The sequence below is a fragment of the Delftia sp. Cs1-4 genome (assembly GCF_000214395.1).
Classification (GTDB): Bacteria; Pseudomonadota; Gammaproteobacteria; order Burkholderiales; family Burkholderiaceae_C; genus Comamonas; species Comamonas acidovorans.
Window position 1 is genome coordinate 1,498,624 of the sequence record NC_015563.1, and the last position, 17,079, is coordinate 1,515,702.

A 17,079-nucleotide genomic window follows, 5' to 3' on the forward strand; every position below is an offset into this window, starting at 1 on the left:
CATCTCTTCATCCATGACCGATTCCAGCCTGCCCCCCATCCGCCGCGTGATCACGGCCAACGACGCACAGGGCCGCTCCTTCATCGCCGAGGACGGCGCCTCGCCCGCCGTGCGCCTGGTCGAGGAACGCCCCGGCTACCGCATCACCAACCTGTGGCGCACCGATGCCTCACCCGCGCAGATCAATGCGCCCGACACCATTGCCATCCACCAGGGCGTGGCACCGCCGCCCTATGGCACGGTGCTGCGCATCCTGGACATTCCGCCCGAACCTGCCGATCCGCAGGAGCTGGCGCGCGCCCTGCATGCCACCTTTACACGCATGTACGGCGACGCCCACCGCAACGTGCAGCCCGGCGAGCATCCGGGCATGCACCGCACGGATACCGTGGACTACGCGCTGATGCTGGAGGGCGAGCTGGTCGCCATCCTGGACCGCCAGGAAACCGTGCTGCGCGCCGGTGACGTGCTCATCCAGCGCGGCACCAACCATGCCTGGGCCAACCGCTCGGGCCGGCCTGCGCGCATTGCCTTCGTGCTGGTGGCGGGCGAGCAGGGCTCCTGACTCAGGGTGCCTGGCCAGCCCATGCCGCCACGGCAGGGCGTGGCCGCACGAAGCGCTGCTCGATCACGGTCTCGCCCCATTGCTGGCCCGGCCATTCCTCGGCCAGGGTGAAGCCTGACGATTCGTAGAGCCGGCGTGCTGCATCCAGGCCCCGGAAGGTCCACAGCTGGGTGGCCTCGAAGGCCTGCTGGTCGCAGAACGCCAAGGCCTGCTGCAGCAGCTGGCGCCCCGTGCCGGCGCCGCGCAGGCCGTCTTCCAGGATGAACCAGCGCAGATGCGCCTGGCGGTCCTCGGGGTGCTTGCCCAGGTCCTCTCCATCGATGGCTACGGAGCCCACGATGCGGTCGCCGTCCAGCGCCGTCCACAGCTGGTTGCAGGGCTTGTCCAGCCGGCCCGCGAACTCGGCCAGGCCGCTGGCCACGCGGCTTTCGAAGAAGACGCCAAAGCCTGCGTGGCGCGCATAAAAGCGCGCATGCATGTCCACGATGCGGCCCAGGCAGCCGGGCCGGTATCCGGGCAGGACCTGTATCTGCGTGGGCACGGGCTGGGGCAGGGGCTCCTCCTGCCGGTGCGCCTGCAGCGCCCGGGCGTACAGTGCCAGCCCTTGGGCGACGGCCTGCTGCTGCGGCGCCTGCATGCGGTCCAGCGCCGCCGTCACCTGCTGGTGCCCGAAGGCCTCGATGGCGGCCAGCGTGCGCCGGCCCTTGGCGGTCAGGGCCAGCTGCTTGACGCGGCCATCCTCTCCATCGGCGGCTTCCTTCAGCTCGCCCGCCTCCACCAGCTTGCGCACCATGCGGCTGACGCTGGATTTCTCCAGCCCCAGGACCAGGGCCAGTTGCGAGGCCGCCATGCGCCCCTGCGCGCCGATCTCCAGGATGGCATGCACGGCCGAGGGCGGATAGTCCGTGGCCGCCAGCGTGGCCTGCATGAAGCCCAGCTCGCGCACCATCAGGCGCGAGGCGGCGCGGATGCCATCCACCAGGGAAAGATCGTGCTGCGGCATGGGTGCTCCTTGGGGCCGTGCAGGGTTTGAATATGGTTGCATGGTACAACCATAAATGCCGCTGCGCATCTGTTGATGCAGCGATGCGTACCCCAGGCGTAAAAAAGCCGCCCGGCGCATGCGGGCGGCTGGGGCCTGGCGCAGATGCGCAAGGCTCAATTGACCATCAGGCGGAACGGCCAGACATAGGCCTGCAGTGTCACGAAGATGCCCATCAGGCAGGCCAGGGCGACGGAGTGGAAGAACACGTAGCGCAGGATGTCGCCCTCATGGTTGAACCAGCGCGTGGCCGTGGAGGCGACGACGATGGACTGCGCATCGATCATCTTGCCCATCACGCCCCCCGAGCTGTTGGCCGCGCCCATGAGGTTGGGCGACAGGCCCAGCTGCTCTGCCGCCACCTTCTGCATGCCACCGAACAGCACGTTCGATGCCGTGTCCGAACCCGTCAGCGCCACGCCCAGCCAGCCCATCAGGGTGCCGAAGAAGGGGTAGAACACGCCCGTATTGGCGAAGGCCAGGCCCAGCGTGGTGTCCGTGCCCGAGTAGCGCGTCAGCGTGCCCAGGGCCAGCATCAGCACGATGGTGATGAGCGAATAGCGCACCAGCCAGATGGTGCGCACGAACTGGCTGACCAGCTGCACGGGGTTGTACTTCATGACCAGGCCGCCCACGATGGCCGACAGCAGGATGCCCGTGCCCGTGGCCGACAGCAGGTTCAGCGTGTAGATGGCGCCTTCCTTGGTGGGCTGGCGCACGACGGGCGGCACCTTCTCGATCAGGTTGTGCAGGCCTTCCATGGGAAAGGCCGGGGCGAACAGGCCGTTGAGCGCGGCCTTGACCGAGGGCAGGCCCCAGATGAAGACGAAGACCGTGAGGATGGCCCAGGGCGTCCAGGCGCGGATCACGTCGGCGCGCGGGTGCTGGGTCACGGCGCGGGGCGCCTGGGCCTCGCCGCCGCTGTTCTCATGGCCCTTGAGCGAGGTCGAGCGCCAGATGGTCCTGGGCTGCCACATGCGCAGGAAGCCGACCGTGCAGACCATGGAGACGATGGCCGCGATGATGTCCACCAGCTCGGGGCCGATGAAGTTGGACACCAGGTACTGCGGAATGGCGAAGGACACGCCGGTCACCAAAATGATGGGCCAGATCTCCATCATGGCCTTGCGCCCGGCAAAGGCCCAGATCAGCCAGAACGGCACCAGCACCGAGAAGAACGGCAGCTGGCGGCCGACCATGGCCGTGACTTCCATCAGGTCGTAGCCGTGCACCTTGGCCAGCGTGATCACCGGCGTGCCCAGCGCGCCGAAGGCCACGGGCGCGGTATTGGCGATCAGCGACAGGCCCGAGGCGGCCAGCGGCGAAAAGCCCAGGCCGATGAGGATGGCCGCCGTCACGGCCACGGGCGTGCCGAAGCCGGCCGCACCCTCGAAGAAGGCGCCGAAGGCGAAGGCGATCAGCAGCAGCTGGATGCGCCTGTCCTCGGTGATGCCGGCAATGGAGTCCTGCAGGATCTTGAAGCTGCCGTTCTTCTCGGTCAGCTGGTGCAGGAAGATGATGTTCAGAACGATCCAGCCGATGGGCAGCAGCCCCGTGAAGCCGCCGAACAGTGCCGCGCGCCCGGCCATGCCTGCCGGCATGTTGTAGACGAAGACCGCGATCACCAGCGCCGCAATCAGCCCGGCGCCGGCCGCCAGGTGGGCCTTCATGTGCAAAAAGCCCAATCCCACCAGCATGACCACGACCGGGATGGCCGCGAGCAGTGTGGACAGCCACATGTTGGAAAGAGGGTCGTAGACCTGCTGCCAAACCATAGGAGCGTCTCCTGAAGAGTTTTTAGGATGTTGTGCGGGGCGGATCGTCGCTCTCATGGCTGGTTGGCACACTAGCGTTAGCCCTCGGTTGGGCTGCGAGAGAGAAAATTTCAATCGGCGCACAAATCACTTCAAACCCGAACGGGTGACTGGAACGTGCCCTGCGCACTACCATGCTCGGCAGTCCCGCGGCATGCGGGTTCCAGAAAGCCAGAAAACGTGTCCACCGACCTTTCCAAAATCACCTGCATCGAAGACCTGCGCATCGTGGCCCAGCGCCGCGTGCCGCGCATGTTCTATGACTACGCCGACTCGGGCTCCTACACCCAGGGCACCTACCGCGCCAACGAGGACGACTTCCAGAAGATCAAGCTGCGCCAGCGCGTGGCCGTGAACATGGAGGGGCGCAGCACGCGCACCACCATGATCGGCCAGCAGGTGGCCATGCCCGTGGCCATTGCGCCCACGGGCCTGACCGGCATGCAGCACGCCGATGGCGAGATCCTGGGCGCGCGCGCGGCCCAGGCCTTCGGCATTCCGTTCACGCTGTCCACCATGAGCATCTGCTCCATCGAGGACATTGCCGAACACACGGCCCGCCATCCGTTCTGGTTCCAGCTCTATGTGATGCGCGACCGCCGGTTCATGGAGCGCCTGATCGAGCGCGCCCGTGCCGCCAACTGCTCGGCCCTGGTGCTGACGCTGGACCTGCAGATCCTGGGCCAGCGCCACAAGGACATCAAGAACGGCCTGTCCACGCCCCCGAAGCCCACGCTGCGCAACCTGGCCAACCTGGCGACCAAGCCGCACTGGTGCCTGGGCATGCTGGGCACCAAGCGCCGCACCTTCGGCAACATCGTCGGCCATGTGGATGGCGTGGCCGACATGAGTTCGCTGTCGTCGTGGACCGCCAGCCAGTTCGACCCCAGCCTGAACTGGGGCGATGTGGAGCGCATCAAGAAGCTCTGGGGCGGCAAGCTCATCCTCAAGGGCGTCATGGACGCCGAGGACGCGCGACTGGCGGCCGACAGCGGCGCCGATGCGCTCATCGTCAGCAACCACGGCGGCCGCCAGCTCGACGGCGCACCCTCGTCCATCGAGGCGCTGCCCGGCATTGCCGAGGCGGCGGGCAAGGACATCGAGGTCTGGATGGACGGCGGCATCCGCAGCGGCCAGGACGTGCTCAAGGCGCGTGCCCTGGGCGCCCAGGGCACGATGATCGGCCGCAGCTTCCTCTACGGCCTGGGCGCCTATGGCCAGGACGGCGTGACGCGTGCACTGCAGATCATCCAGAAGGAGCTGGAGACCACGATGGCCTTCTGCGGCCATACGCAGATCGATACCGTGGACCGCAGCATCCTGCTGCCCGGAACCTATCCGGGCGCCGTGCGCTGAACCGGCAAAAGCCGCACGAGAAAAGGACCGCCTCGGCGGTCCTTTTTCCTTTCAGGCTGCGCCTCAGGCTTGGGCAGGTACGCGCCGGCTTTCCGGCTGCGCCGCCACCAGCCGGCCCGCCGCATGCAGCACGGCCAGGATGGACGCGGTCACGATGTTGGCATGGCGCCCCGCACCGAAGCGCGTGCCCGCCACGCCGGGCAGGGCGGCCTCGACGATGGCCAGCGCCATGGCCCCGGCGCCCTGGCCCAGGCTGCGCTCCTCGTAGTGGTCAATGCGCAGCGCCACGCCCAGGTGCTGGCCGAGGGCGGCGGCCACGGCATCGATGGGGCCGCTGCCTTCGCCATACAGCTGCAGCCGAAGGCCGTCTGGCCGGACCACTTCCAGCGCAATGCCCTGGCCCTGGGCGCTGTCGAACAGGTGGTGGCTGCGGTAGTGCCAGGGAAGCTGCAGGGGTGCGAGGTAGGTGGCCTCGAACAGCTTCCACAGGTCGTCGCTGGCCAGCTCGGCCTCGCAGGCGTCCGCCTGTTTTTGCACCACGGCGCTGAACTCCACCTGCATGCGGCGCGGCATGGTCACGCTATGGTCGCGCTGCAGCAAAAAGGCAATGCCGCCCTTGCCCGACTGGCTGTTGACGCGAACGATGCTGTCGTAGGTGCGGCCCAGGTCCTGCGGGTCGATGGGCAGGTAGGGAACGCGCCAGGGCGCATCGGGCCGCTGCGCCGCAAAGCCCTTGGCGATGGCGTCCTGGTGCGAGCCCGAGAACGCCGTGAACACCAGGTCGCCCACATAGGGGTGGCGCGGATGGATGGGCAGGGCCGTGCATTCCTCCGCAATGCGCGCCACGGCGGCGATGTCCGAGAAATCCAGGCCCGGCGCGATGCCCTGCGTGTAAAGGTTCAGCGCCAGCGTCACCACATCGAGGTTGCCGCTGCGCTCGCCATTGCCGAACAGGCAGCCTTCCACGCGCTGGGCTCCCGCCAGCAGCGCCTGCTCGGCGCAGGCCACGCCCGTGCCCCGGTCGTTGTGCGGGTGCACGGACAGCACGATGTGCTCGCGCCGTTCCAGGCGGCGGTGCATCCACTCGATCTGGTCGGCGAAGACATTGGCCGTGCTCACTTCCACCGTGGTCGGCAGGTTGATGATCATGGGCCGCGCGGGGCCTGCATCCCAGGCGCGGATGGCCGCGTTGCACACGGCCAGCGACACGTCGAGCTCGGCCATGCAGAAGGTCTCTGGCGAGTACTGCAGCACCCATTCGGTCTCGGGGTGGGCATCGGTCAGTTCGCGCAGCAGGGCGATGTGGTGCTCCACCATGGCGATGATCTCGGGCACCTGCATGCCGAAGACGATCTCGCGCCAGGCTGGGGCAATGGCGTTGTAGAAGTGCACGATGGCGCGCCGCGCTCCGGCCACGCTGTCCACCGTGGCGCGGATCAGGTCCTCGCGCAGCTGGGTGATGACCATGGGCGTCACGTCGCCGGGGATCAGCCCGTTGTCGATCAGGTGGCGCACGATGCCGTAGTCGGTCTGCGAGGCCGAGGGAAAGCCCACCTCGATCTCCTTGAAGCCTATGCGCACCAGTTCATGGAACAGGCGCAGCTTGCGCTCGCGGTTCATGGGCTCGAACAGGGCCTGGTTGCCATCACGCAGGTCGGTGGACAGCCACACGGGCGCCTGGCTCAGCTGGCGTGAGGGCCATTGGCGCTCGGGCAGGTCGACGGCGGGGAAGGGACGGTATCTGGACGCGGGATTCTTCAGCATGCGGGCCTCGCAGGAAACGCTGGGGTTTGCAGCCACCGGATCGGCCGGCGGCCCCGCTCTCCTGGCTTCCCGGTGTGGGAAGCTGCGCCAGGCCGGGATCAGGGAGAGTCGGTGCGAAATGCGGCGCCTGCGCAGGCGCCCGGACCCCGGCCATGGGCCAGGGATAGTAGGGAGGGCGAGGGCAGGCAGTGCATGGTGCGATGGCGGTGAATCACAGGGAACGGGTGCCAGTTTGCGGGCAGGGTGCTTGTCTGTCTTTATAGAATTTCTCATTTTCTATATGGATCTGGACAATATGCGCACGACCCATGTCCCGGCTTCTGCAGCCGCCGTTCCCTGCAGCCATGCCGGGCTGCCCGAGCTGCAGGCCGCCGCACCGCTGCCGGTCACGGGCGTGGCCGCCGACTATCCGGCGGGGCTGGAGGTGGAGGAACACTCCCACGAATGCTGCCAGCTGCTCTACGCCGTGCAGGGGGTGCTGGAGGTGCGCGCAGGCAGCGGGCGCTGGGTGGTGCCGCCCACGCGCGGCGTCTGGCTGCGCTCGGGCGTGCCCCACGGCCTGCGCATGCGCGGCGCGGTACAGGTGCGCAGCCTGTTCGTCGATGCGCAGGCCGCTGCAGACCTGCCGGGTACGGACTGCGTGATCGAGGTCTCTCCCCTGCTGCGCGAGCTCATCAGCGAGGTGGCTCGCTGGCCTGCATCGGCATCGCCGGGGCGGCGTGAATCCATGGTGGTCGAGCTATTGCTGCAGGAGCTGCGCCAGCCGCCCGTGGTGCCGTTTCACCTGCCCTGGCCGCAGGATGCGCGCATGGCCGCTGTCTGCCATGCGCTGGCCGAAGGAGACGGGGCGGATGGCTTTGCAGCCACGGCCGCCACAGCTGCCACAGCCGGTGATTGGGCCGCACGGCTGGCCATGGGCGAGAAGACCTTCCATCGCCATTTTCTGCAGGCCACGGGCATGAGTTTTGGCCGCTGGCGTCAGCGCGCACGGCTGCTGTCATCCATGCAGGCGCTGCTGGCCGGAAGGCCCATCGTGCAGGTGGCGCTGGAGGCCGGCTATGAAAGCCACAGCGCCTATTCGCTGGCCTTCAGGCGCCAGTTCGGCATGCCGCCCTCGGCCTTCGGGGCCAGGGGCGACAGGCTGTAGGGGGGGCAGGCCGCGTCAGGCGGCCTTCCAGATGATGTAGTCGGCCTGGTACTGCACGACCTGCTTCTGGCCCAGCGTGGAGCTGTTGCAGGCCATGGCAGGGGCCACGCCGCCGCGCGTGGCCACGCGCTGGATATAGGTCACGCCCTGCATGGCGCCCATGCCGGTGGCGGGCTCGGCCTTGACCAGTTGCATGGGGATGTTGCCCGCGCTGGACGGCGCCACGGCGACCTGGGTAGCCGTGACCTTGGAGCCGTCCTGGTGCGCCCAGGTGGCGGGCGGGCCGAAGTAGCGGCCGATGACGCGGCCCTGGCGGTCCGTCAAACGCGCATCGGGGCCGACAAAGGCCCATTCCTGCTCCATCGCCTGGTCCTTCTTGGCGCGGCATTCATAGGTGATCTGGCCTATGCCCACCGTCTCCATGGCAACCTTGTGGCCTGCAGGCACCTGCACGGCGGCCGGCAGGTCGGACTGGGAATAGCTCTTGCCCATGTCCATGGAGGAGCAGGCGCCAAGGGTCAGTGCGGCCATGGTGGCCAGGCCGAGGGGGAGGATGTAGCTCATGAAGGTCTCCAGGTCGATGGGTTGAGGGGTGTCGCCTTGGACCGCTGTCCGGGGCGCGACACAGGGAATACGCAGCAAGGCAGCGGCTGGATTCACCTGAATTGAAAAAAAATTTATCCGCATCCGGTTCGCAATGTGCTGCGTATTGCTCACGGAGGGCCGGTGCAAGCCGGGAGACCCCTGCCAGACCTTCTGCAAACCCCGGCTGAGCACCGATATGCCCCTTGAATCCGATCGAAAGACAGAACAAGCCCCCGGGCGGCCACGCAACAGTGCGGGCCACGGGGCCGCCCGCTCGCCCACAATGCGTGCATGGGCACCACACCAACCGACCAAGAGCTGATGGACCTTCTGGACCGCATCGCAGCGCAGGACGAGCCCGCGCTCCGCAGCCTGTACGAGGCCACCTCGTCCCGGCTGTACGGGCTGGCGTTGCGCATCCTGCGGCACAAGGACTGGGCCGAAGACGTGCTGCAGGACAGCTACCTGCACATCTGGCGCAGCGCCTCGGGCTACCGGGGCACGCTCAGCCCGCCGCTGGCCTGGATGGGACTGGTGGTGCGCAGCCGGGCCCTGGACTTTCTGCGCCGGCGCCGCGCCGAACGCCTGCACCTGAACGAAGAGTTCGACGAGGCGCAACTGGCGGCCCATGGCGGCGGGAACGATGAAAGCCAGGGCCCGCTGCAACTGGCCGAGGCCAGCGAACAGGCCGTGGCGCTGTACCAATGCCTGGAGCGGCTGGAAGGCCGCCAGCGCGAGGTGGTCAGCCTGGCCTATCTGCGCGACCTCAGCCATGGCGAGCTGGCGGGCCAGCTGCAACTGCCGCTGGGCACGGTCAAGACCTGGATACGGCGCGGCCTGGAGCAGCTGCGCCGCTGCCTGTCACGCCATGCGTGAAGCAGTTGACATGCTCTGAGCGGCCAAAGGATTTGCCATGAATATTTCCCGACACCCCGAACTGCTGGACCGGCTGGCCGCCGCTTACGCCCTGGGCACGCTGCGGGGCGCGGCACGCCGCCGCTTCGAGCAACTGGCCCGTGACCAGGCCCCGGTGCGCGCCGCCGCCCTGCTGTGGCAGGGCCGCTGGTCGGCTCTGTCCGAAATGCAGGCGCCCGTACGCCCTGACGATGCGGTCTGGGTCCGTATCGACAACCTGCTGCAGGCCGAAAAGGCCCGCGCCGCCCAGGCGCACCGGCGGCGCGCCGACGATGCGCCTGGCATGGCCCGGCGCACGGAATCCGCCGTGGGCCGGGCCCTGGCCTGGTGGCGCGGCGCCGCCGTGCTGGGTGCCTGCGCCACCGTGGCGGCCGTGGCCGTGGGGCTGTGGTCGCACCAGGACCTGCGCCAAAGCGGCGAGCGCCAGCTGGCCGTGCTGAACAACCAGCTGCAGGCCACCCAGGCAGCGCTGCAGGCCGCGCCCCAGATCCAGTACGTGGCCGTGCTGGCCGACGACAAGGCCGATGCCTCCATGCTCGTGACCTTCGACCCCGGCAAGAACACCCTGGTGCTGCAGCGCGTGGGCGACTTCCATGAGGCCTCCGACAAATCACTGCAGCTGTGGGCCCTGCCGCCCCAGGGCGGCCCGCAATCGCTGGGCGTGCTGGGACGCGACAAGCTGCTCAAGCTGACCGCTGCGGCCGCCGAGGTCCAGGGCGTGCCTGCCCTGGCCATCAGCCTGGAGCCCAAGGGCGGCGTGCCCAGCCAGACCGGGCCCACGGGACCGGTGCTGTTCAAGGGCGCTTTGATCCGGCGCGACCTGTAGCGCGCCGCGCAGGCCCGCTCGCCATTGGCGACGGCCGTGCTGCTGCACAACGCAGCCTGTTTGCCCTGGCCAGAGCAGGGCGCGCGTGCAGCGCTGGCTGGCCGGCCTCTGTTTCGCTGCCGGGCGCGGCAGCCTTCTCCAAGCGCGTGCGCCTGGTGCCCGACCGGCGGCTATGCTGGCCGGCACTCAGCCGCCCGCGCCTTGCCGGCGGTGCCTTCCCTTTTTTGCCGACATGCTTTCTTCCCTCCAAGACCTGACCTGGCTGTGGGTGCCCGTGGTGCTGTTCGCCGCAGCCGCCCAGACCGTGCGCAACACGGCGCAGCGCTCGCTGACCGCCGAGCTCGGCACCCTGCCGGCCACCCTGGTGCGCTTTCTGTACGGCCTGCCGTTTGCCGGCATCTACCTGCTGGCGCTGTACCTGGGAGGCGATGGCGCCTGGTCGCTGCCCCGGTTCTCATGGGCCTACCTGGGCTGGATCGCGCTGGGTGCCTTCTTCCAGGTCGCGGCCACGGCGGCGCTGCTGCTGGCCATGAAGGAGCGCAACTTCGCCGTGGCCGTCACCCTGTCCAAGACCGAGGTGCTGCAGGTGGCCCTGTTCGCCGGCATCTTCCTGCATGAGTTGCCCACCGCCGTGGCGCTGGCGGCCATGGCGCTGGCCACCTTCGGCGTGCTCATCCTGTCGCTGCCGCCGCGCGGCCAGATGCTGTCGCTGTCGGCCTGGGCCAGCCGATCGGCGCTCTACGGCCTGGCCTGCGGTGCCTGCTTTGCCATTGCCACCGTGGGCTACCGGGGCGGCGCCGTGGAACTGGCGCGCCTGGGCGAGATATCTCCCTGGCTGTCAGGCGCCTGGGGCGTGCTGATCGCCCAGCTCATGCAGACCCTGGGCCTGGGCGCCTGGATCGCGCGCACCCACGCGCAGGGCCTGCGCCCCATCTTCCGCGCCTGGCGCGTCTCGCTGCTGGCCGGCGGCATGGGCGCGGCCGCCTCGCTGGCCTGGTTCACCGCCTACGCCATGCAGGGCGCGGCACCCGTGCGCACGCTGGGCATGGTCGAGGTGGTGTTCAGCTACATCGTCTCGCGCCGCGTGCTCAGCGAAAGCCTGAGCCGCCAGGAGAAGATCGGCATGAGCCTGATGGTGCTGGGACTGGTGCTGATCTGCCTGCAGGGATGAATGGTCCAGGGTCTGTGTGAACAAGCCTTGCAGGCTGTATGAATGCACAGTTGCCGCAATAATGGCGGCGTGCCTGAAACGACACCAACGACACCCACGACACCCGCAAGCCCTGCCGATGCTGCGCCCCCGCGCCGCATCGCCCACTTGGACATGGACGCCTTCTATGCCTCGGTGGAACTGCTGCGCTATCCGCAGCTCAAGGGACTGCCCGTGGTCATCGGCGGCGGACGCCGCGCGCACGACGAGGCGCTGGATGCGCGCTACGCCGGCCGGCTGAACGAGATTCCGGTGGACGAGTTCTCTCGCCTCAAGGACTACGTAGGCCGGGGCGTGATCACCACGGCCACCTACCCGGCGCGCCAGTTTGGCGTGGGCTCGGCCATGGGCATGATGAAGGCCGCACGCCTGTGTCCCCAGGCCATTCTGCTGCCCGTGGACTTTGCCGAGGTGCGGCGCTTCTCGCGCATGTTCAAGGACATCATCGTCTCCATCGCCCCGCTGATGGAGGACCGCGGCGTGGACGAGGTCTACATCGACTTCACCGACGTGCCCGGCGGCCAGCGCGAAGGCGGGCGCGTGCTGGCGCGGCTGATCCAGAAAACCATCACCGACGCCACGGGCCTGACCTGCTCCATCGGCGTAGCGCCCAACAAGCTGCTGGCCAAGATGGCCAGCGAATTCAACAAGCCCAACGGCATCTCCATCGTCCAGCCCGACGATCTGCAGGCCGTGATCTGGCCGCTGGCCTGCCGCAAGATCAACGGCATAGGCCCCAAGGCCGATGCCAAGCTGCAATCGCTGGGCATACAGACCATTGGCGAGCTGGCCAAGCAAAGCCTGCCCCAGCTCGTGCAATGGTTCGGCCGCGCCTACGGCAACTGGCTGCATGGCGTGTCCTGGGGGCGCGACGAGCGGCCCGTGGTCACGCATAGCGAGCCCGTCTCCATGAGCCGCGAAACCACCTTCGAGCGCGACCTGCATGCCGTGCGCGACCGGGCCGAACTGAGCGCCATCTTCACCGACCTGTGCGAACGCCTGGCCCAGGACCTGCAGCGCAAGGGCTACATGGGCCGCACCGTCGGCATCAAGCTGCGCTACGACGACTTCAAGACCGCCACGCGCGACCACACGCTGGAGCTGCCCATGGCCGATGCCGCCACCCTGCGCCGCGCCGCAGGCCAATGCCTCAAGCGCGTGCCCCTGGCCAAGCGGCTGCGCCTGCTGGGCGTGCGCGTGGGCAACCTCGTTCGCACGGCCGACTGGAATGCCACCGCCCACGACCCGCTGGCGCGCGAGCAACTGCTCAGGGGACCGGCCCAGCCCGCGCCGGACAGCGATCCCTTTACACCTCAACTGTTCTGAATCATCACCACAAATCTGGCGCACACGCTGTAAAACCATGCACCAGTTCCGAGCATGGGACTGCGGTTGCCGTGCTGTGAGATGATTTGGAAATGTGAATTTGTGTTTCCGTTTGATGGATTCCGGTGGCTTCAGAGCGTTTCGCCATGCCATTTCACAAGAACAAGAGACATCCCAAAGGAGTGGTACCCATGCGCGTGAATTTGCCCGTCAGCCAGCTCAACTACGACTTTCCGGGCGATGAGCTGCTGGTATCCGTCACCAACACCAAGGGCGAGATCACCCATTGCAACCCGGCCTTCGTGCGGGTCAGCGGCTATTCCTACGAGGAACTGATCGAGCAGCCGCACAACCTGATCCGCCACCCGGACATGCCGGCCGCCGCCTTCAAGGACATGTGGCGCACCATCGCCCACGGCTACCCGTGGACTGCCCTGGTCAAGAACCGGCGCAAGAACGGCGACCACTACTGGGTGCGCGCCAACGTCACGCCCATCATGGAAGGCGGCCGGCCGCGCGGCTACCTGTCGGTGCGCACCAAGCCCCGGCCGGACGAGATCGAGGCCGCCGAAGCCCTCTATGCCCGCATGCGCGCCGAAGCCGATGCCGGCCAGGAAACCCTGCGACTGCGCGGCGGCGAACTGCGCCGCCTGGGCCTGGCAGGCCTGTGGGACCGCCGCAGCGACCTGGGCCTGACAGCCCGCATGGCGCTGATGCTGGGCGGCGTGGGCCTGGCGGCCATGCTGCCCGACCTGCTGGGCTGGCAGGGCGCCGCAGCCTGGGGCACGCGCCTGGCCGCCTTGCTGGCGGGAGGCAGCTTTGTGCTGTGGCGCTTCCAGCAGCGCTGCGTGGCGGGCCTGGAGCAGGCCAGCGGCTTTGCCGCCGACATTGCCAGCTGCCAGCTGGGCACCAACATGCAGCACGACTACAGCGGCCCCATGGGTGCCCTGATGCAGCGGCTGCAGCAAATCCAGATCAACCTGCGCGCCGTGGTCGGCGACGTGCGCACCGAAATGCGCGGCTTTGCCACCACCGCCCACGAGATCGCCCAGGGCAGCTTCGACCTCGCGCAGCGCACAGAATCCCAGGCCACCAGCCTGCAGCAGACGGCGGCCTCGATGGAAGAGATATCGGGAACCGTGGCGCAGACCGCCGACACGGCCCAGCTCATGGCCCATGAAAGCGACCAGAGCCGCCAGGTTGCCGGCAAGAGCGGCGCCGCCATCCAGGAAGTGGGCTCTGCCATGGAGCACATCCGCGGCTCCTCGCGCCGCATGGGCGAGATCATCGGCGTCATCGAAAGCATTGCCTTCCAGACCAACCTGCTGGCCCTGAATGCCGCCGTCGAAGCGGCACGCGCAGGCGAGCAGGGCCGAGGCTTTGCCGTCGTGGCCGGCGAAGTGCGCGCCCTCGCCCAGCGCAGCGCCTCGGCCGCCAAGGAAATCAGCGGCCTCATCAACCGCACCGTGGACGGCATCAACGACGGCAACGCCCGCATGGACGCCGCTGGCCGCACCATCGACGGCATGGTCGACGCCGTGGGCCGCGTCAGCGACCTGGTCCACCAGATCAGCATCGCCACGCGCGAACAATCCGTAGGCATCGCCCAGGTCAACGACGCCGTGGCCCAACTCGACTCCGTCACCCAGCAAAACGCCGCCCTGGTCGAACAATCGGCCGGCGCGGCGGGCTCGCTGCGCGCCAGCGCCCAATCGCTGGAGCGGTCGCTGGAGGTGTTTACGTTGCGGTGAGTGGGAAGGGGCCGGCCGCCTCTTTTACTGCCGCGCCGAGCGCACGTTGGCCGGCAAGGCGCCAGGATGGCTGGTGCGGAACGGGTTGATGTCCAGGCCGCCACGGCGCGTGTAGCGTGCGTAGACCGAGAGCTTGAGGGGGCGGCAGCGGGTCCAGATGTCCATGAAGATGCGTTCCACGCATTGCTCATGGAATTCGTTGTGGTTGCGAAAGCTCACCAGGTATTGCAGCAGGCCTTCCTGGTCGATCTGCGCGCCGCTGTAGCGGATCTGCACGCTGCCCCAGTCGGGCTGGCCCGTGACCAGGCAGTTGCTCTTGAGCAGGTGGCTGACCAGGGTTTCGGTGACGGGGCCTTCTTCATGGTTGGCGCGCAGCAGCTCCGGGGCGGGCTGGTATTGCGTGCACTCCACATCCAGACGGTCCAGCAGCAGGCCGTCGAGCTCCTGCACCATTTCCTGGTCGAATCGGTCCAGGCCGATGATCTTCACGCCGATGCTTCCCTTTTGCTCGCTGCCGCGCCACAGCGCTTCGGCCAGATCGGTGCGCAGGCGTGCCTGGACCTCGGCAGCGTCGGCCAGGCGGGTGTTGTTGAAGCTGTTGAGGTAGAGCTTGAAGGACTTGCTTTCGATGAGATTGGGGGTCTCGCAGGGAATCGTGAAATGCACGAGCGCCACCTGCGGCTTGCCGCGCAGGTTGAGCCAGGACAGCTCGAACGCCGTCCACAGGTCGGCGCCGAAGAAGGGCATCTGTCTGCCCTGAATGCCGATTTCTTCGCGCTTGGGCGCGCGGGGCAGGGGGAACAGCAGCGAGGGGGCGTACTGGTCGATGTAGGCGGAGCTTTTGCCCAGCTGGGATTGTTCGGGAGTGTTCATGGAAAAAGGGCCGGCCGTGCCGGCGCTGGTCAGGCCTGGACGGTCCGCGCGGAGCGCGTGGACCCAGGCTTTGAAGCTAACTGAATTTCCATGCCCGCAGGCATGGGTGGCCATATAAGGTCAATAAGGGTGGGTGCGCCCGGGTTCGCTGGCTCTTCAGTGGAATTCGCGCTCGCGCAGCCATTTGGTGGCGATCCATTTCTCGCCGGCCAGCACGGGCGCGCCGCCGTGCAGGGTGCGCGTGGAAGGGTCGGGGCGCTCATAGCTGAAGAAGACGGCGTTGCCCCGGCGCGGCACGACCTGCAGCGGCACTTCGGGAAAGATGGTGGCGCCGCCCCGTTCGGGCTCGTTCAGGTAGATGACCAGGGTGCCCACGCGCTGGCCGCCGCGCTTGAGGATGGTGGGCGTGCCGGGTTCGCCGGGCGCGAAGTAGTCGTGGTGGGGCTTGTATTCGGCGCCCGGGCCGTAGTGCAGCACCTGCAGGCCTTCGCCATGGTCCAGCGGCCAGCGCAGCAGGCGGGCGATGCGTTCTTCCAACTGGCTGACGATGCCGGTTTCCCCACGCTGGAAGAACATGCCGTTGCTGGTTCGGTCGTCATTGATCTCTTCACCGCCGCTTTGCGTGGCCACGGTGAGCGAGCGCGCCATGCGCGGACGCGCGGCGGCGATGATGGCGTCGCACTCCTCGTGCGAGAGCAGGTTGCCGAAGACCACGATGCGCGGGTTGCGCATGCTCACCAGCACCTGGACCTGGCGGTCGCCGACATCGATGCTGCTGGGGTCCTGGGCAAGGTCCGGTTCGGGCAGGCTCGAGGCCGAGATGACGACGGCCGGTGGCGCTACATCGCCCTGTTCGGGCAGGTCCAGCGCCCGCCTTGCCAGTTCTTCGCTCCAGCCCACGTCGCGCATGGAGCGCAGCAGGGCCGCAGGCCCTATGCCGGATGCGCGCTGGTCGCGCACCCATTGCATGAGTTCGGGCGTGAGACCCACGGGCAGGTCCTGCGCGGCGGTCTGGGAATCTGGTGAGGATTTGAGGCTCATGGCGTGCAGTGCGGCCCTTGCCGCAGTGAATGGACTCCAAAGGCATCGAGGCCGGGGCCGGCCGGTGGCCGGCGAGGCTCAGTCAGCGGTCTTGCGACGGAACACCAGGCGCGCAGGCGTCGAGGAAGCTGGCGCCAGCGCGTAGCCCTCCAGATCGAAGGCTTCGAGTTCAGCCGCGCTGCGAGCGCGTCGTTGTATGGCAAATCGTGCCATCAGCCCGCGCGCACGTTTGGCATGGAAGCTGATGATCTTGTAGGCGCCGTTCTTGTAATCCTCGAATGCGCATTCCACCACCGGGGGCTTGAGGTGCTTCAAGTCTACCGATTTGAAGTATTCCTGCGAAGCCAGGTTGACGATGACGCGCTCGCCCGCCGGCTGCTTGGCCGCGCGCTGGTTCAGGTGCTCGGCAATGCGGCTGCCCCAGAACTGGTAGAGGTTGCTGCCATGCGCGGTTTCCAGCCGCGTGCCCATTTCCAGGCGGTAGGGCTGCATGCGGTCCAGCGGGCGCAGCACGCCGTACAGGCCGCTGAGGATGGCCAGGTGCTGCTGGGCCCAGTCCAGGTCCTCGGCATCCAGGCTGCGTGCCTGCAGGCCCTCGTAGACATCGCCGTTGAAGGCGAGCAGCGCCTGCCGGGCGTTGGTGGCCGTGAAGCGCGGGCTGAAGGCCTCGTAGCGCGCCACGTTGAGCGCGGCCAGCTTGTCGCTGATACCCATCAGTTCCGACAGTTGCTGGGGCGACTGGCGGCGCAGCACTTCGATCAGCTCCAGCGGCTGTTCGGAGAAGACGGGCAGCGTGTGCGGCAGTTTCGGGGGCAGTGGCGTGTCGTAGTCCAGCGATTTGGCGGGGGAGAGCAACAACAGCAT

General features: G+C 67.8%; 15 protein-coding genes. 8 read left to right on the forward strand and 7 right to left on the reverse strand.

Translation table 11 applies throughout. The features are described from left to right. The first annotated feature begins 13 nt into the window (after window positions 1-13). Window positions 14-565, forward strand: coding sequence for a cupin domain-containing protein (locus DELCS14_RS06615; RefSeq protein ID WP_012207095.1), 552 nt, complete (start codon window positions 14-16; stop codon window positions 563-565). A gap of 1 nt (window position 566) precedes the next feature. Here DELCS14_RS06615 and DELCS14_RS06620 read toward each other — a convergent pair whose 3' ends face one another. Beyond that, the gene (locus tag DELCS14_RS06620) at window positions 567-1,568 is read right to left on the reverse strand and encodes a helix-turn-helix domain-containing GNAT family N-acetyltransferase (RefSeq protein ID WP_013800967.1); all 1,002 of its coding nucleotides are present in this window, start codon (window positions 1,566-1,568) and stop codon (window positions 567-569) included. Between the two features lie 155 nt (window positions 1,569-1,723). Beyond that, the gene (locus tag DELCS14_RS06625) at window positions 1,724-3,382 is read right to left on the reverse strand and encodes an L-lactate permease (RefSeq protein ID WP_013800968.1); all 1,659 of its coding nucleotides are present in this window, start codon (window positions 3,380-3,382) and stop codon (window positions 1,724-1,726) included. Window positions 3,383-3,601: 219 nt separating this feature from the next. Between DELCS14_RS06625 and DELCS14_RS06630 the strand changes: the two genes are divergently transcribed. Beyond that, window positions 3,602-4,777 carry an alpha-hydroxy acid oxidase gene (locus DELCS14_RS06630; protein WP_013800969.1) on the forward strand — a complete coding sequence of 392 codons (1,176 nt, stop codon included), beginning with the start codon at window positions 3,602-3,604 and terminating at the stop codon, window positions 4,775-4,777. A gap of 63 nt (window positions 4,778-4,840) precedes the next feature. On the opposite strand, the gene DELCS14_RS06635 is transcribed toward DELCS14_RS06630, so the two are convergent. Beyond that, window positions 4,841-6,541: a 2-isopropylmalate synthase gene (locus tag DELCS14_RS06635; RefSeq protein ID WP_013800970.1), complete on the reverse strand. Its 1,701-nt coding sequence runs from the start codon at window positions 6,539-6,541 to the stop codon at window positions 4,841-4,843. Window positions 6,542-6,836: 295 nt separating this feature from the next. Between DELCS14_RS06635 and DELCS14_RS06640 the strand changes: the two genes are divergently transcribed. After that, on the forward strand, window positions 6,837-7,688 hold the full coding sequence (locus tag DELCS14_RS06640; RefSeq protein ID WP_013800971.1) for a helix-turn-helix transcriptional regulator: 852 nt from the start codon (window positions 6,837-6,839) through the stop codon (window positions 7,686-7,688). Window positions 7,689-7,703: 15 nt separating this feature from the next. Here the strand turns inward: DELCS14_RS06640 and DELCS14_RS06645 are convergent, their stop codons facing one another. Next, window positions 7,704-8,252 carry a DUF3455 domain-containing protein gene (locus DELCS14_RS06645; RefSeq protein ID WP_013800972.1) on the reverse strand — a complete coding sequence of 183 codons (549 nt, stop codon included), beginning with the start codon at window positions 8,250-8,252 and terminating at the stop codon, window positions 7,704-7,706. A 312-nt stretch (window positions 8,253-8,564) separates the two neighbouring features. Between DELCS14_RS06645 and DELCS14_RS06650 the strand changes: the two genes are divergently transcribed. The 5 genes from DELCS14_RS06650 to DELCS14_RS06670 all read left to right on the forward strand — a co-directional run bounded on the left by DELCS14_RS06650 (window position 8,565) and on the right by DELCS14_RS06670 (window position 14,301). Next, window positions 8,565-9,149, forward strand: a complete 585-nt coding sequence (locus DELCS14_RS06650; protein ID WP_013800973.1) for a sigma-70 family RNA polymerase sigma factor — start codon at window positions 8,565-8,567, stop codon at window positions 9,147-9,149. 37 nt (window positions 9,150-9,186) lie between these two features. Beyond that, window positions 9,187-10,014, forward strand: a complete 828-nt coding sequence (locus DELCS14_RS06655; protein ID WP_013800974.1) for an anti-sigma factor — start codon at window positions 9,187-9,189, stop codon at window positions 10,012-10,014. Between the two features lie 232 nt (window positions 10,015-10,246). Beyond that, window positions 10,247-11,185: a DMT family transporter gene (locus tag DELCS14_RS06660; protein WP_013800975.1), complete on the forward strand. Its 939-nt coding sequence runs from the start codon at window positions 10,247-10,249 to the stop codon at window positions 11,183-11,185. Window positions 11,186-11,227: 42 nt separating this feature from the next. Beyond that, the gene (dinB, locus tag DELCS14_RS06665) at window positions 11,228-12,550 is read left to right on the forward strand and encodes a DNA polymerase IV (protein ID WP_013800976.1); all 1,323 of its coding nucleotides are present in this window, start codon (window positions 11,228-11,230) and stop codon (window positions 12,548-12,550) included. Between the two features lie 191 nt (window positions 12,551-12,741). Further along, window positions 12,742-14,301, forward strand: a complete 1,560-nt coding sequence (locus DELCS14_RS06670) for a PAS domain-containing methyl-accepting chemotaxis protein (RefSeq protein WP_013800977.1) — start codon at window positions 12,742-12,744, stop codon at window positions 14,299-14,301. Window positions 14,302-14,325: 24 nt separating this feature from the next. Here the strand turns inward: DELCS14_RS06670 and queF are convergent, their stop codons facing one another. The 3 genes from queF to yaaA all read right to left on the reverse strand — a co-directional run bounded on the left by queF (window position 14,326) and on the right by yaaA (window position 17,079). Next, window positions 14,326-15,174 (reverse strand): NADPH-dependent 7-cyano-7-deazaguanine reductase QueF, encoded by an 849-nt coding sequence (queF, locus tag DELCS14_RS06675; protein ID WP_013800978.1) that lies wholly within the window; start codon window positions 15,172-15,174, stop codon window positions 14,326-14,328. A 156-nt stretch (window positions 15,175-15,330) separates the two neighbouring features. Then, the gene (locus tag DELCS14_RS06680) at window positions 15,331-16,215 is read right to left on the reverse strand and encodes a 2OG-Fe(II) oxygenase (RefSeq protein ID WP_013800979.1); all 885 of its coding nucleotides are present in this window, start codon (window positions 16,213-16,215) and stop codon (window positions 15,331-15,333) included. 78 nt (window positions 16,216-16,293) lie between these two features. Continuing rightward, window positions 16,294-17,079, reverse strand: a complete 786-nt coding sequence (yaaA, locus tag DELCS14_RS06685) for a peroxide stress protein YaaA (RefSeq protein WP_013800980.1) — start codon at window positions 17,077-17,079, stop codon at window positions 16,294-16,296.